16 protein-coding genes are annotated in these 12,740 nt (G+C 62.4%); 7 read left to right on the forward strand and 9 right to left on the reverse strand.

Going from position 1 to position 12,740, the window contains the following annotated elements; translation table 11 throughout:
• Positions 1-34: 34 nt before the first annotated feature.
• On the reverse strand, positions 35-1,144 hold the full coding sequence (locus AB4M76_RS08650; protein ID WP_368441419.1) for a carboxylate-amine ligase: 1,110 nt from the start codon (positions 1,142-1,144) through the stop codon (positions 35-37).
• Between the two features lie 54 nt (positions 1,145-1,198).
• Positions 1,199-2,698 (reverse strand): CoA-acylating methylmalonate-semialdehyde dehydrogenase, encoded by a 1,500-nt coding sequence (locus AB4M76_RS08655; protein WP_368441420.1) that lies wholly within the window; start codon positions 2,696-2,698, stop codon positions 1,199-1,201.
• Between the two features lie 111 nt (positions 2,699-2,809).
• Here AB4M76_RS08655 and AB4M76_RS08660 point away from each other — a divergent pair, with 111 nt between their 5' ends.
• The 3 genes from AB4M76_RS08660 to coaD all read left to right on the forward strand — a co-directional run bounded on the left by AB4M76_RS08660 (position 2,810) and on the right by coaD (position 4,826).
• Entirely contained in the window at positions 2,810-3,730 is a 921-nt protein-coding gene (locus AB4M76_RS08660; RefSeq protein ID WP_368441421.1) for a LysR family transcriptional regulator, read from the forward strand.
• Positions 3,731-3,791: 61 nt separating this feature from the next.
• Complete coding sequence (locus tag AB4M76_RS08665) at positions 3,792-4,226, forward strand: CBS domain-containing protein (protein ID WP_368441422.1); 435 nt, start codon at positions 3,792-3,794, stop codon at positions 4,224-4,226.
• Between the two features lie 102 nt (positions 4,227-4,328).
• On the forward strand, positions 4,329-4,826 hold the full coding sequence (gene coaD, locus AB4M76_RS08670) for a pantetheine-phosphate adenylyltransferase (RefSeq protein ID WP_368441423.1): 498 nt from the start codon (positions 4,329-4,331) through the stop codon (positions 4,824-4,826).
• A gap of 120 nt (positions 4,827-4,946) precedes the next feature.
• Here the strand turns inward: coaD and AB4M76_RS08675 are convergent, their stop codons facing one another.
• Positions 4,947-5,090 (reverse strand): hypothetical protein, encoded by a 144-nt coding sequence (locus tag AB4M76_RS08675; RefSeq protein ID WP_368441424.1) that lies wholly within the window; start codon positions 5,088-5,090, stop codon positions 4,947-4,949.
• Positions 5,091-5,148: 58 nt separating this feature from the next.
• Entirely contained in the window at positions 5,149-6,150 is a 1,002-nt protein-coding gene (gene gap / locus AB4M76_RS08680) for a type I glyceraldehyde-3-phosphate dehydrogenase (protein WP_368441425.1), read from the reverse strand.
• A gap of 215 nt (positions 6,151-6,365) precedes the next feature.
• Between gap and AB4M76_RS08685 the strand changes: the two genes are divergently transcribed.
• Positions 6,366-7,340, forward strand: a complete 975-nt coding sequence (locus AB4M76_RS08685; RefSeq protein WP_368441426.1) for a DUF808 domain-containing protein — start codon at positions 6,366-6,368, stop codon at positions 7,338-7,340.
• A 32-nt stretch (positions 7,341-7,372) separates the two neighbouring features.
• Here the strand turns inward: AB4M76_RS08685 and AB4M76_RS08690 are convergent, their stop codons facing one another.
• Both AB4M76_RS08690 and tkt read right to left on the reverse strand, forming a co-directional pair.
• Positions 7,373-7,543, reverse strand: a complete 171-nt coding sequence (locus tag AB4M76_RS08690; protein WP_368441427.1) for a hypothetical protein — start codon at positions 7,541-7,543, stop codon at positions 7,373-7,375.
• Positions 7,544-7,718: 175 nt separating this feature from the next.
• A complete protein-coding gene (gene tkt / locus AB4M76_RS08695; protein ID WP_368441428.1) occupies positions 7,719-9,734 on the reverse strand; it encodes a transketolase in 2,016 nt (671 codons plus the stop codon).
• 312 nt (positions 9,735-10,046) lie between these two features.
• Between tkt and AB4M76_RS08700 the strand changes: the two genes are divergently transcribed.
• The 3 genes from AB4M76_RS08700 (at position 10,047) to rpiB (ending at position 11,534) form a co-directional block, all read left to right on the forward strand.
• Positions 10,047-10,577, forward strand: a complete 531-nt coding sequence (locus AB4M76_RS08700) for a hypothetical protein (protein ID WP_368441429.1) — start codon at positions 10,047-10,049, stop codon at positions 10,575-10,577.
• Complete coding sequence (locus AB4M76_RS08705; RefSeq protein WP_174858628.1) at positions 10,577-10,969, forward strand: cell division protein ZapA; 393 nt, start codon at positions 10,577-10,579, stop codon at positions 10,967-10,969. The genes AB4M76_RS08700 and AB4M76_RS08705 overlap by 1 nt, the downstream gene beginning before the upstream one ends.
• A 115-nt stretch (positions 10,970-11,084) precedes the next feature.
• A complete protein-coding gene (gene rpiB, locus AB4M76_RS08710) occupies positions 11,085-11,534 on the forward strand; it encodes a ribose 5-phosphate isomerase B (RefSeq protein ID WP_368441430.1) in 450 nt (149 codons plus the stop codon).
• A 140-nt stretch (positions 11,535-11,674) separates the two neighbouring features.
• On the opposite strand, the gene grxD is transcribed toward rpiB, so the two are convergent.
• Genes grxD through AB4M76_RS08725 form a run of 3 tightly spaced genes read right to left on the reverse strand, consistent with a single transcriptional unit; the run spans position 11,675 to position 12,622 of the window.
• Entirely contained in the window at positions 11,675-12,037 is a 363-nt protein-coding gene (gene grxD / locus AB4M76_RS08715; protein WP_368441432.1) for a Grx4 family monothiol glutaredoxin, read from the reverse strand.
• A 1-nt stretch (position 12,038) separates the two neighbouring features.
• Positions 12,039-12,383, reverse strand: a complete 345-nt coding sequence (locus AB4M76_RS08720) for a hypothetical protein (protein ID WP_368441433.1) — start codon at positions 12,381-12,383, stop codon at positions 12,039-12,041.
• Positions 12,384-12,385: 2 nt separating this feature from the next.
• Complete coding sequence (locus AB4M76_RS08725) at positions 12,386-12,622, reverse strand: BolA family protein (RefSeq protein WP_368441434.1); 237 nt, start codon at positions 12,620-12,622, stop codon at positions 12,386-12,388.
• Positions 12,623-12,740 lie beyond the last annotated feature (118 nt).

Genomic DNA, 12,740 nt, shown 5'->3' on the forward strand with positions numbered 1-12,740 from the left:
TAATTCTAACAGCCGCGCTGCGCCGCAACAAGCGTCACAGGTCGGCGTGGTATTCCTCGATCAGATGGCGGACGACGGCCTCACCGCCTTTGCCCTCGGGGGCGTCGGCCCAGATCTTGCGCTGGCGGTCGGCCGAGGTGCCCGTGGCGACGACATCGCGCAGGGCGCAGACCGCATCCAGACAGCCGAGCGCTTCGGCGTCTTCGGCGATCAGGGCGATGATCTCGTCAAAGATCTGGTCAAAGGGCTTTAGCTTTCGGTCGCCAAAGTCGATCAAGGTCTCATTGACCCCGTAGCGCTGCGCGCGCCAGCGGTTCTCTTCGATCAGGAAACGGTCATACTCCCGCCAGCGCAGATTGCTGTCGCGCAAGCGCAGCAGGAAACGGGCGAGGGACTGGGTCAGCCCGGTGAGCCCAAGCGCATGCGACAGGCGCGGTTGCACGTCACAGATGCGGCTTTCCAGCGTCGGGTAATGGGTCGAGGGGCGCAGGTCCCACCAGATTTTCGACTGGTCGGGAATGATCCCCAGCTCAATCAAGGCGCTGGTGCTGCGCTCATATTCGCCCCAGCTGTGCAACTGCGGCGGCAGCCCGGTGCGCGGCATGCTTTCCATCACCGCAAGGCGGTAGGAGGCCAGCCCGGTATCTTCGCCCTGCCAATAGGGCGAGGAGGCCGAGAGCGCCAGCAGATGCGGCAGGAAGTAGGAGAACTGCGGCATCAGGTCGATGCGCAGGTCGTCGCCCTCGATCCCAACATGCACATGCATCCCGCAGCTCAGCATGCGGCGGGCGACGTTTTCCAACTCGTTTTCAATCTCCGAGTAGCGTTCTTTATGGGTGATCTCCTGGTTCTTCCAATCCGAAAACGGATGGCAGGACACGGCGATGGGGGCGAGGTTATGTTTCGCGGCATGTTTGGCGATGGTGCTGCGCAGATGGCGCAGGTCGTCGCGGGCCTCGGCCACAGTGGTGCAGGGTTTCGAGCCGATCTCGATCTGACATTGCAGCATCTCGGGGCTGACCTGATCGCCAAGATCTTTGCGGCAATCCTCCATCAACCCCGAAGGCGCATCGGCCAGCGCCAGTGAATCCCTATCGACCAGAAGGTATTCTTCTTCGATCCCGATGGTGAATTCTTTTTGCATGGCGCTGACCTCATTCAATAGGGCCGACCGCTTGGGAGCGGTCGGCGTGATGGATTACTCCATCACCGGGATGGAGAACTCGCCACCCTCCTTGATGCCCGACGGCCAGCGGGCCGTCACGGTCTTGGTGCGGGTGTAGAACTTGAACGCATCCGGCCCGTGCTGGTTCAAATCGCCAAAGACGGATTTTTTCCAGCCGCCAAAGGTGTGATAGGCCAGCGGCACCGGGATCGGCACGTTGATGCCGACCATGCCGATGTTGATGCGGTTGGCAAAGTCACGCGCCGCGTCGCCGTCGCGGGTAAAGATCGCGGTGCCGTTGCCATACTCATGGTCCATCGCAAGGCCGATCGCCTCTTCGTAATCCTGCGCCCGGACACAGGTCAGCACGGGGCCAAAGATTTCCTGCTGGTAGATGTCCATATCCTTGGTGGCGCGGTCAAAGAGATGCGGGCCGACGAAATAGCCGTCTTCATAGCCCTGCAGTTTGAAGTCGCGCCCATCGACGACAAGCTCGGCACCTTGGTCGATACCGGTCTGCACCAGACGTTCGATATTGGCCTTGGCGGCGGCGGTCACGACGGGGCCATAGTCCACGTCATTGCCCGCAGTATAGGGGCCGACTTTCAGCTTTTCGATGCGCGGCACCAGTTTTTCGATCAGACGGTCGGCGGTCTCGTCGCCCACCGGCACGGCCACGGAGATCGCCATGCAGCGTTCGCCCGCGGCACCGTAGCCCGCGCCGATCAGCGCGTCGGCGGCTTGGTCCATATCCGCGTCGGGCATGATGATCATGTGGTTCTTGGCGCCACCGAAACACTGCACGCGCTTGCCGTTGGCACAGCCGGTGGCATAGATATATTCGGCAATCGGGGTCGAGCCCACGAAGCCCACCGACTGGATCACATCATGGTGCAGGATCGCGTCGACCGCTTCCTTGTCACCGTTCACGACCTGGATGATGCCCTTGGGCAGACCGGCTTCTTCCAAGAGTTCGGCCAGCATCAGCGGGACGGAAGGGTCACGCTCGGACGGCTTCAAAATGAAGGCGTTGCCGCAGGCGATGGCGGGGGCGAACATCCACATCGGGATCATGGCGGGGAAGTTGAAGGGCGTGATGCCCGCGGTGACGCCCAGCGGCTGGCGCATAGAGTACATGTCGATGCCGGGGCCCGCGCTGTCGGTGAAATCACCTTTCAGCAGTTCCGGCGCGCCGATGCAGTATTCCACCACTTCGAGGCCCCGCTGCACGTCACCGGCGGCGTCGGGCAGGGTCTTGCCATGTTCGCGGCTCAGCGCCTCGGCCAGCTTGTCCATGTCGCGGTTCAGCAGCGAGACGAATTTCATCAGCACGCGGGCACGGCGCTGCGGGTTGGTCGCGGCCCATTTCGGCTGTGCGGCCTGCGCGTATTCCACGGCTTTGTTCAACTCGTCGCCATTGGCCAGCGGCACTTTGGCCTGCACTTCGCCGGTGGCGGGGTTCATCACATCGGCAAAGCGCCCGGAGGTGCCTTTGACGTGTTCGCCGTTCAGGTAATGGGTCATCTCTTGCATGATCGGTCTCCTTTATGGTTGGCGGCACGATAGCCTTGCAAAAAGCACCGGAACAGAGGAAGGATGGCAAAACCGTCTTGCATTTTTGCAAAGCGGGTTGAGGGGTGTCGGATGGATCAGAATTGGGATGATCTGCGGCTGTTTCTGGCCGTGGCGCGCGAGCAGAGCCTGTCGGCGGCGGGCAAACTGCTGCGGCTCGATCCAGCGACGCTGGGGCGGCGTATGGCGCGGCTGGAAAAGGCGTTGCAGACCGTGCTTTTCGTCAAATCCCCGCAGGGCTACGCGCTGACCGAGGCAGGCAGCGATCTGATGCAACGGGCGACCAAGGCCGAACAGGCGATGCGGGCGGCGACGGCGGGGGTGCCAGCGCAGAGCGACCGGCTCTCGGGGCAGATCCGCGTCGGGGCGCCGGATGGGGCGGCGAACTACCTGCTGCCGCAGGTCTGTGCGGCGATTGCGGCGCAGAACCCCGATCTCGACGTGCAGATCATCGCCCTGCCACGGGTCTTTAACCTGTCGCGGCGCGAGGCGGATATGGCGATTGGCGTGAGCGCCCCCACGGCGGGGCGGTTGGTGGTGCAGAAAGTAACCGATTATAAGCTGCATCTTGCCGTGGCCGACAGCTATCTTGAGCGGCACCCCGAGATCACCTCCGCGAGCGATCTGCCAAATCACCGGATGGTCGGCTATATCCCTGACATGATTTTCGACCGGGAATTGGATTATCTCGCCGACCTTGGCGTGAACCGTGTGGCGCTGGCGTCGAATTCGGTCTCGGTGCAGGTGCGGATGATCCAGCAGGGCGGGGGGATCGGCATTGCGCATGACTTCTCGCTGCCCGCGACGCCGGGGGTGCGGCGTATCTTGACCAAGGAGGTGAGCCTGACCCGCGCCTTTTACCTGATCCGCCATGCCGATGACCGCCGCAATGCCCGGCTGTCGGCCTTTGCCGAAGCGCTGGCGGCCGGGCTGCGGGCGGAAACCGCGCGGCTGGAGGCGATCGCGGCGGGGCGGCCTGCGCCAAAAGCTTGACAGAAAAGGATTTCGCGGTGACGCTGAACCTCTGATTGCCGTGCAACGAGGGAGACGCCAGGTGCTTGTATCGCAGATTCTCAAGACCAAACCGGATGATAAGGTGGTCACGACGAAACCGGGGCTGTCCGTTTCCGAGGCGGCAAAGATGTTGTCGGAAAAGAAGATCGGGACGCTGGTGATCTCTGCGGATGGCAAGACACCGGATGGGATACTCTCCGAGCGCGACATCGTGCGGGAACTCGGCCGTCAGGGTGCGGGCTGCCTGCAACAGAGTGTGGAAAGCATGATGACCACGAAACTCGTCACCTGTAGCCGCGATGACCGGTCAGATGCGATCCTGCAAAAGATGACCGACGGGCGGTTCCGCCATATGCCGGTGCTTGAGGATGGTGAAATGGTCGGGCTGATCTCGCTCGGGGATGTGGTCAAAGCGCAGTTGCAGGAATTGTCGATGGAGAAACAGGCCCTTGAAGGCATGATCATGGGCCATTGATCGCCGCAGGCCAAAGGGGGTCCTGCTAACGCTAACCGGGTTGCGCTCGGCCCGGTGAAATGCTTGGCTATGCCGCAACGCGGCACTAATCAGGATACCCCAATGCGCATAGGCCTTTACCCCGGTACTTTTGACCCGATCACCCTGGGCCATATCGACATCATTCGCCGCGCCGCGCGGATGGTGGACCGGCTGGTGATCGGCGTCGCGATCAACCGCGACAAAGGCCCGCTGTTCAGCCTTGAAGAACGGGTGGCGCTGATCGAAGCGGAATGCAAGCAGCTGGCCAAGGAAACCGGGGTCGAGATCGTCGTGCACCCTTTCGAGAATCTGCTGATCGATTGCGCCCGGGATGTGGGCGCACAGCTTATCGTGCGCGGGCTGCGCGCGGTGTCGGACTTTGAATATGAATTCCAGATGGTCGGCATGAACCGGCAGCTCGACGATTCGATTGAGACGGTGTTTCTCATGGCCGAGGCCACGCATCAGGCGATTGCGAGCAAGCTGGTGAAGGAGATCGCGCGGTTGAATGGGGATGTCAGCAAGTTCGTGACCCCGGCGGTGAATGAAGAGCTGATCAAGCGGTTCGCGCAAGGGTAGAGCTCTGTGCAGGGGGCGCGGGCCCTGCGCTCGGCGCGGGCGCTGTGCTCGGTATTTTTGAAAGGATGAAGAGGAGGGGGGCGCTGCCAAAAGGCGGCGCTGCTTTTCGTTTTGGGTAGGTCAGCGCCAGAAGGCCATCCATTCGATCAGGGCGAAGAATTTCTTGCCGAGAAAGATCATATGGTCGCTGCCGTAGATGTAGCCATCAATCACAATCCCCGCGATGATGAGCAGGGCCAGCACGATGGCAATGCGGTTGGTCATGGTTGGGCTCCCGGCGGGTTGCCCCTGATATTACAGGGGCAACCGTGCCGTGCAAGGCTCAGCCCAGCTGGCCCATGGCGACGGCGACATCGGCCATGCGCACCGAGAAGGCCCATTCATTGTCATACCAGCCCAGCACCCGCACCGTGCGGCCCGCGACGACGATGGTCTGGTCGGGGGCAAAGACGCAGCTTTCTTCGGTGTGGTTGAAGTCGATCGAGACTTTCTGCTCGGGATCATAGGCCAGCACGCGTTTCATCGGGCCATCGGCGGCGGCGCGGGCAGCGGCGTTGATCTCTTCCACCGTCACGTCGCGGCTGGCCTGGAAGGTCAGATCGACGGCGCTGACATTGGGCGTGGGGACGCGGATCGCGGTGCCGTCGAGCCGGCCTTTGAGCGCCGGGAGCACTTCGCCAAGCGCTTTGGCCGCCCCAGTGGAGGTGGGGATCAGCGCCATGGCGGCGGCGCGGGCGCGGTAGAGGTCGTTGTGGCGGCGGTCGAGCGTCGGCTGGTCGCCGGTGTAGCTGTGGATCGTGGTCATCAGACCGCTTTCGATGCCCACCGCGTCATGCATGACTTTCGCCAGGGGGGCGAGGCAGTTGGTGGTGCAGGAGCCGTTGGAGATCATCCGGTCGGAGGCCACAAGCTGGTCATCATTCACGCCGTAAACGATTGTCTTGTCGACGTTTTTGCCAGGCGCCGAGAGCAGGACGCGTTTCGCGCCATTCTCCAGATGCACATTGGCTTTATTGCCATCATTGAACTTGCCCGTGCATTCCAGCACCACGTCACAGCCCGACCAGTCGAGCTCTTCGAGGTTATAGGTCGACATCATCTCAATGTCGTTCTGGCCGAGGTTCATATAGCCGTCATCGACGCTGACGTCGCCGGGAAAACGGCCATGGACGGAATCGTATTTCAGCAGATGGGCGGCGGTGCTGAGTGGGCCGGTGGCATTGACCTTGATCACCTCGATGTCATCGCGGCCCGAAGCTGCGATATGGCTGAGGGTGCAGCGGCCGATGCGGCCAAATCCGTTGATGCCAACTTTGATGGTCATGGTGCAATCCTTGTCTCGGGCCGATCTCGGGCCGTATGTCGGGGGTCGCGGGCTCTATATCTGTCGGATGCGGGGTGGGGAAAGGGGGAAAACCGCGTGATTTCGATATGTTAGCGTTAAACCTATATGTTAGCGGTAGCGGTTCGCGGCCGGCGGGGACTTGTCAGATGAAACCCTCATGCTACGTCGGACGGAACGGAACGAAGGGGCATGGAATGAGCGGATTACTGGCACTTGTGGATGACGTGGCGGCAATTGCAAAGGTTGCGGCGGCGAGCTTGGATGATGTGATCGGCCAGGCGGCCAAGGCGGGATCGAAAGCGGCGGGGGCGGTGATCGACGATGCGGCCGTGACGCCGAAATATCTGCATGGATTCAAAGCCGAGCGTGAATTGCCGGTGATCTGGCGCATCACCAAGGGCTCTTTGCGCAATAAGCTGGTGTATCTGCTGCCGGCGGGGCTGCTTTTGGCGAACTTCGCGCCCTGGGCGATCCCGCCGCTCTTGATGCTGGGCGGGGCCTATCTGTGTTTCGAAGGGGCCGAGAAAGTCGCCCATGCGCTTGGCTGGGGGCATGGGCATGAGGATTACCCGGATAAGGAGAAGGTTGTCGAAGACCCCGCGCTGCTGGAAGAGAAGAAGGCGGCGGGCGCGATCAAGACCGACTTCATCCTCTCGGCGGAGATCATGACCATCGCCCTTGCGGCGATCCCGCAGAGCAATTTCTGGATGGAGGCAGCGACGCTGGCGGCGGTGGCGATCATGATCACCGTGGTCGTCTATGGCGCTGTGGCCTTGATCGTGAAGATGGATGATCTGGGGCTGCTGATGGCAGAGCAGGGCCGGTTTGCCATGACCCGTTCGGTGGGGCGTGCTTTGGTGCGCGGGATGCCGGGGTTTTTGAAACTGCTCACGATTGTCGGCACCGCGGCGATGCTTTGGGTGGGCGGTTCGATCATTATACATGGATTGGAGCAGATGGGGTTTGCCGCCCCTTATGAATGGATCCATCACATCGCGGTGAGCGTCGCCCATGCGGCTCCAGAGCGGATCATGGGGGCGGTGGAATGGACCACGACGGCGGCGATCGATGGGGTCTTTGGTCTGCTGCTCGGCCTGCTTTTGGTTCCGGTCGGCGAAAAGATCATCACGCCGATCTGGCGCAAGGTGTTCCACAAAGCGGCGCTTTGAAGGGCCACGGCGGTAGGGGGGCGCTTGCCCGCCTAGCCGCGCGCTTTGGCTGTGATGCTATGTCGGACCACGGCCAGCCCCGCGGCTTGGCCGATGAGCGTGTAAGTGCCGAAGGCGCCCAGGAGACTGCCCCCCAAGACCAGCCAGAGGGCGGCGGCGAGGCTGCCGATTGCAATTCCACTGAGGATATAGGCAAGGGCCATGGGCTCTCCTATGCGATGGGTTGATCCGTCCATAAAACACGTTCGCCGACGCAGGAACAATCTTGGGTTGAATGGCTTTACGTGAGGTCATTTTTTCGGCTCCGCGGGGAGGCCGGAAAAGAAAAACCCGCGCGGAGGGTCCGCGCGGGCTTCTATCTGGCGTGAGCCGAGCTGCTTACAGCAGCGCTTTGGCTTTCTCTGCGACATTCTCGGCGGTGAAGCCGAAGCGCTCGAAAAGCTCTTCTGCGGGGGCAGAGGCGCCGAAACGGTCCATGCCGACGAAATCCGCCTTGCCGTACTTGCCGCGCTCACCGAAGAGCCACTGGTCCCAGCCCTGACGGGCCCCGGCCTCGATCCCGACCCGAACAGCACCACCGGGCAGCACGCGCTTGCGGTAGGCTTCGTCCTGCGCCGCGAAAAGCTCCATACAGGGCATGGAGACGACGCGGGTGCCGATGCCTTCGGCTTGCAGCAGATCGCGCGCGGCCAGAGCGACATGCACTTCCGAACCGGTGGCGATCAGGATCACCTGACGTTTGCCCTCGGCATCGGCCAGCACATAGGCGCCTTTTTCGGTGAGGTTGTTGTTTTTATGCTCCAGACGCACGGTGGGCAGGCCCTGACGGGTCAGCGAGAGAACCGACGGCGTGGTTTTCAAGGTGAAGGCAATCTCCCAAGCCTCTGCCGTTTCCACCGCGTCGGCGGGGCGGAAGACGTAGGTATTCGGCGTGGCGCGGCTGATCGCCAGATGCTCGATCGGCTGGTGGGTCGGGCCGTCTTCGCCAAGGCCGATGCTGTCATGGGTCATGACAAAGGCCGTGGGGATCTGCATCAGCGCGGCCAGACGCATCGCCGGGCGTGCGTAATCGGTGAAACACATGAAGGTGCCGCCATAGGGGCGGATGCCGCCGTGCAGCGCCATGCCGTTCATCGCCGCGGCCATGCCGTGTTCGCGGATGCCCCAATAGACATAACGCCCGCCGCGGTTGTCCACGTCGAAGACACCCAGATCGGTGGTCTTGGTGTTGTTCGAGCCGGTGAGGTCCGCCGAACCGCCAACGGTTTCCGGCAGGATCGGGTTCAGCACTTCGAGAGCTTTCTCGCTCGCCGCCCGTGTCGCCATTTTGGGCGCGCTTTCGGAGATCTGCTTTTTGAAGGCTTTGACCGTTGCGCTCATCTTTTTCGGCGCGTCAAGTTCCAGCGCACGGTTGAATGTCTCGCGCTTGGCGCGGGGCAGTTTGTCGAAACGCTCTTCCCATTCGCGGCGCGCGTCGGCGCCGCGTTTGCCGATCTCTTCCCACGCGGATTTCACATCTGCGGGCACTTCGAAGGGGCCGGAGGTCCAGCCATAGGCGGCTTTGGCCTCGGCCATCTGGTCGGCGTCTGTCAGCGCACCGTGGCCTTTCGAGGTGTCCTGCGCCGCGTGGCCCAAAGCGATATGGGTCTTGCAGGCGATCATCGTGGGCAGGTCAGAGGCTTTCGCCTCGGTCAGGGCCGCGTCGATTTCATCGGGGTTGTGGCCGTCGATCTCGATCACATGCCATTGCGCGGCTTTGAAACGTGCGACCTGATCGGTGTTGTCCGACAGGGATACCGGGCCGTCGATGGTGATGTTGTTGTTGTCCCACATCACGATCAGCTTCGAAAGCTTGTGGCGGCCTGCCAGCGTGATCGCCTCTTGGCTGACGCCTTCCATCAGGCAGCCGTCGCCGGCGATGACATAGGTGTGGTGATCCACGACCTTCGCCCCATATTGCGCGCGCAGCATTTCTTCGGCCATGGCGAAACCGACAGAATTGGCGATGCCTTGGCCGAGCGGGCCGGTGGTGGTCTCAATCGCATCGGCGAGGAAGTTTTCCGGGTGGCCCGCGGTGCGCGCGCCCATCTGGCGGAAGTTCTTCAGCTCTTCGATGGGGAACTGCTCATAGCCCGTGAGATGCAGCAGCGAATAGATCAGCATGGAGCCATGGCCTGCCGACAGGATAAAGCGGTCGCGGTCGGGCCAGAGCGGGTTGGACGCGTCGAATTTCAGGTGCTTTTCAAAAAGCACCGTGGCGACATCCGCCATGCCCATCGGCATGCCGGAATGGCCGGAGTTCGCGGCGGCGACGGCATCGAGGGTCAGCGCGCGGATGGCGGTGGCCTTGGACCAATGATCAGGGTTGGCTTGGGCGAGGGCTTGAAGATCCACGGGGGGCATCCTTTGGGGCTGTGGCGAATTTCGCCCGTGCATACCAGTGAACGGGCAAAGTTCAAGTATAACCCGGCCCGGCATGGGCGGTGCGGCGCGGATCGGCGGGGGCGTCGGATGAACAGCGCCGGCCAAGCCGCTGAATCATAAGAGGGGGGGCGCATTTGCTTGCGGCTTTGGCTAGGATCGCAGAAACCGGCCTTTGGGGCGATTCGCCGCGCGGTGCCTTGCACCCCCGTGGCTCGGGTATCCCGTGGCAAGATGTCGGCGAACGACCGACAGGATAAGAACGAGTGAGGAGACGTCATGCTGATGAGCGAACTTGACGAGTATCAACGCCGCATCACGGCCGCGATGGACCGGGTCGCCAAAGGGGTGGACCGGATCAAACCGGCCCCCGCTGAACCGGATGAAGATATCGTACAGGCGCTGGAAGAAGAGCGGCTTGCCAATGCGCAGTTGAACGAACGGATAAAGTCCCTGCGCGAGGGTTATGAGGGTGAGTTGGCAACCCTGCGGGATCGGGTTGAATCCAGCGCGGCGCAGATGGGTCAGATTGATCTGGATCTGCAACGGGTGCGGCAGGCCAATGAGCAACTCTCAGAAGCCTGCGAAAAACTACGCGAGGCCAATGCCGAAGGGCTGGCCGACCCCAAGTTGATCGACACCGCCGTGATCGCCGAGTTGGAAAGCCTGCGCGCCACCCGCGCCATTGAAATGGCCGAGATCGACGCCGTGTTGAGCGCGCTGGCCCCGCTGGTCGAAGAGACCGAGGCCGAGAACAGCGCGCCCGCCGCAGGCGGTGACGCGGAAACCGCCACCAAAACAGGAGAGGCCCACTGATGCCCGAAGTAAGGATCACCATCGGCGGCCGCGGCTTTGAAGTTGCCTGTCAGGAGGGCGAGGAGAGCTATCTGCACGCCGCCGCCAAAATGCTCGACGATGAAGCACGGGTGCTGAGCGATCAGGTGGGGCGCATGCCGGAAGCGCGGATGTTGCTCATGGCCGGTCTGCTCTTGGCCGACAAGACCGCCAGTGTCGAAGATCAAATCGCCGAGGTGCGCGCCGAATTGGCCGAGCGCGAGGCCGAATTGGCCGCCCTGCGCAACGTCAAGGTCGAGCCCGAGCGCATCGAGGTGCCGGTGGTGCCGCAGGGGGTCAAGGATACGCTGGCCGAACTGGCGGCGCGGGCCGAAGCCCTGGCGGATGAAGTGGACGAAAAGACCGCCGATTAAGCGCGGGGCGCGGCGCGTCCTTTCGCAGGATTGCGCCGCGCCCGTGAATATGCTCTGGGGCGGCATCAACACCGCATCGCGGTCGCGTCTTATCACCAGCAGCAGGATGTTCCCCATGACCGACAAGCCCCGCATCATCATCTCCAGCGACCACGCCGATATTGCGCTGCGCCAAGACATCGCCCGCCATGTGGCCGCGCGCGGCTTTGCCGTCGAAGACATCGGCCCCGAAACGGCCGAGAGCACCGATTACCCCAAACATGGCGAGGCCGCCGCGCGGCGGATTGCGGCAGGGGAGTTCGACCTTGGCATTCTGATCTGCGGCACCGGTCAGGGGATCATGATGGCCGCCAATAAGGTCAAGGGCATCCGCTGCGGGGTCTGCTCCGATACGTTCTCGGCCAAGATGATCCGGGCGCATAATGACGCGAATATGCTGTCGATGGGCGCGCGGGTGATCGGCGGCGGTCTGGCGCTTGAGATTGTGGATGCGTTTCTCGACACCGCCTTCGAAGGCGGGCGGCATGGCCGTCGCGTAGATATGATCACGGCGATCGAAGACTGAGACAGAGGCAGCGCCCGGACGTGCCCGACTTGGGGGGTTCGGGCGTGGGTCGGCGGCAGGCTCGCGCGGGCCGTGCAGATAAAAAGACCCCGGCGAGGCCAAGCCGCGCCGGGGTCTTTTTCGTTTAGCCTGTAACCGCTTTAGCCGTTGGCTTCGCGGATCTTATCGGCAGCGTCCTTGTCAAAGGCGACACCGTTTTCGGCAAAGAGCGTGTCCAACTCGCCCGACAGTGTCATCTCGGTGATGATGTCACAGCCGCCGACGAACTCGCCCTTGACGTAAAGCTGCGGAATGGTCGGCCAGTCGGAGAAATCCTTGATTCCCTGGCGCAGACCTTCGTCGGCCAGCACGTTCACATCGGAAAAATCAACGCCCATATAGTTCAGCACCCCGGCCACCCGGCTGGAGAACCCGCATTGCGGCATCTCTTTGGTGCCTTTCATAAACAGGACCACGTCATTCTTGGTGATCTGTTCCTTGATCTGGCTCGCGGCATCGCTCATGTCATTTATCCTTCACATCTGATTTCTTGAACGCAGCGTGATAGCGCCGCGCATAGGTTTCATCATCGGCCCAGGGCTTCACGTCCAACTCGGCACCGCCGAGGAAAAAGCCGCCCCGTTTCCGGCTCCAGTTCGTATGCCCGCGCTCAAGGCTTTCATTGCGCCGTGCTGTGCGGGCCACGGCATCGAGGTCCATCGCCTCCATCCCCAGGGGCACTTTGCCGGTCTCGGGGCGCGCAGGTTGGCGCTGCGACAGCGGGACATGACGCCCCGCCCGGGCGCGGTGCTGGGCATAGGCCACACCGGCGATCACGCCGACAGCTGCCGCTATGCCCCAGACCCACATGGTCAGTCCGGCGCCCGTGTGGTCAGCGCCAGCGCATGCAGCTCGCCGTTCGAGCCGTCCATCTTGCCCTTGAGCGCGGCATAGACGGCGCGCTGTTGCTGCACCCGGTTCATGCCGCGAAAGCTTTCGTCCACCACCATCGCGGCCATATGCACACCGTCATCGCCCTCGACGGTGATCTTGGCATCCGGGAAAGACGCGCGGATCAGGTCTTCGATTTCGCTGGCTTGCATGGGCATCTTAAGTGGCTCCGGCTGTTCATGTGATCTTGCGTTAGATGTAGTGCCGCATAGCGGTGCGTGCAAGCCGATGGCACCGGGGTTTCGCGCATTGACCTTTGGGCGCGAAGCGCGACAC

This window comes from Sulfitobacter sp. PS-8MA, assembly GCF_040933935.1.
Taxonomy (GTDB): domain Bacteria; phylum Pseudomonadota; class Alphaproteobacteria; order Rhodobacterales; family Rhodobacteraceae; genus Sulfitobacter.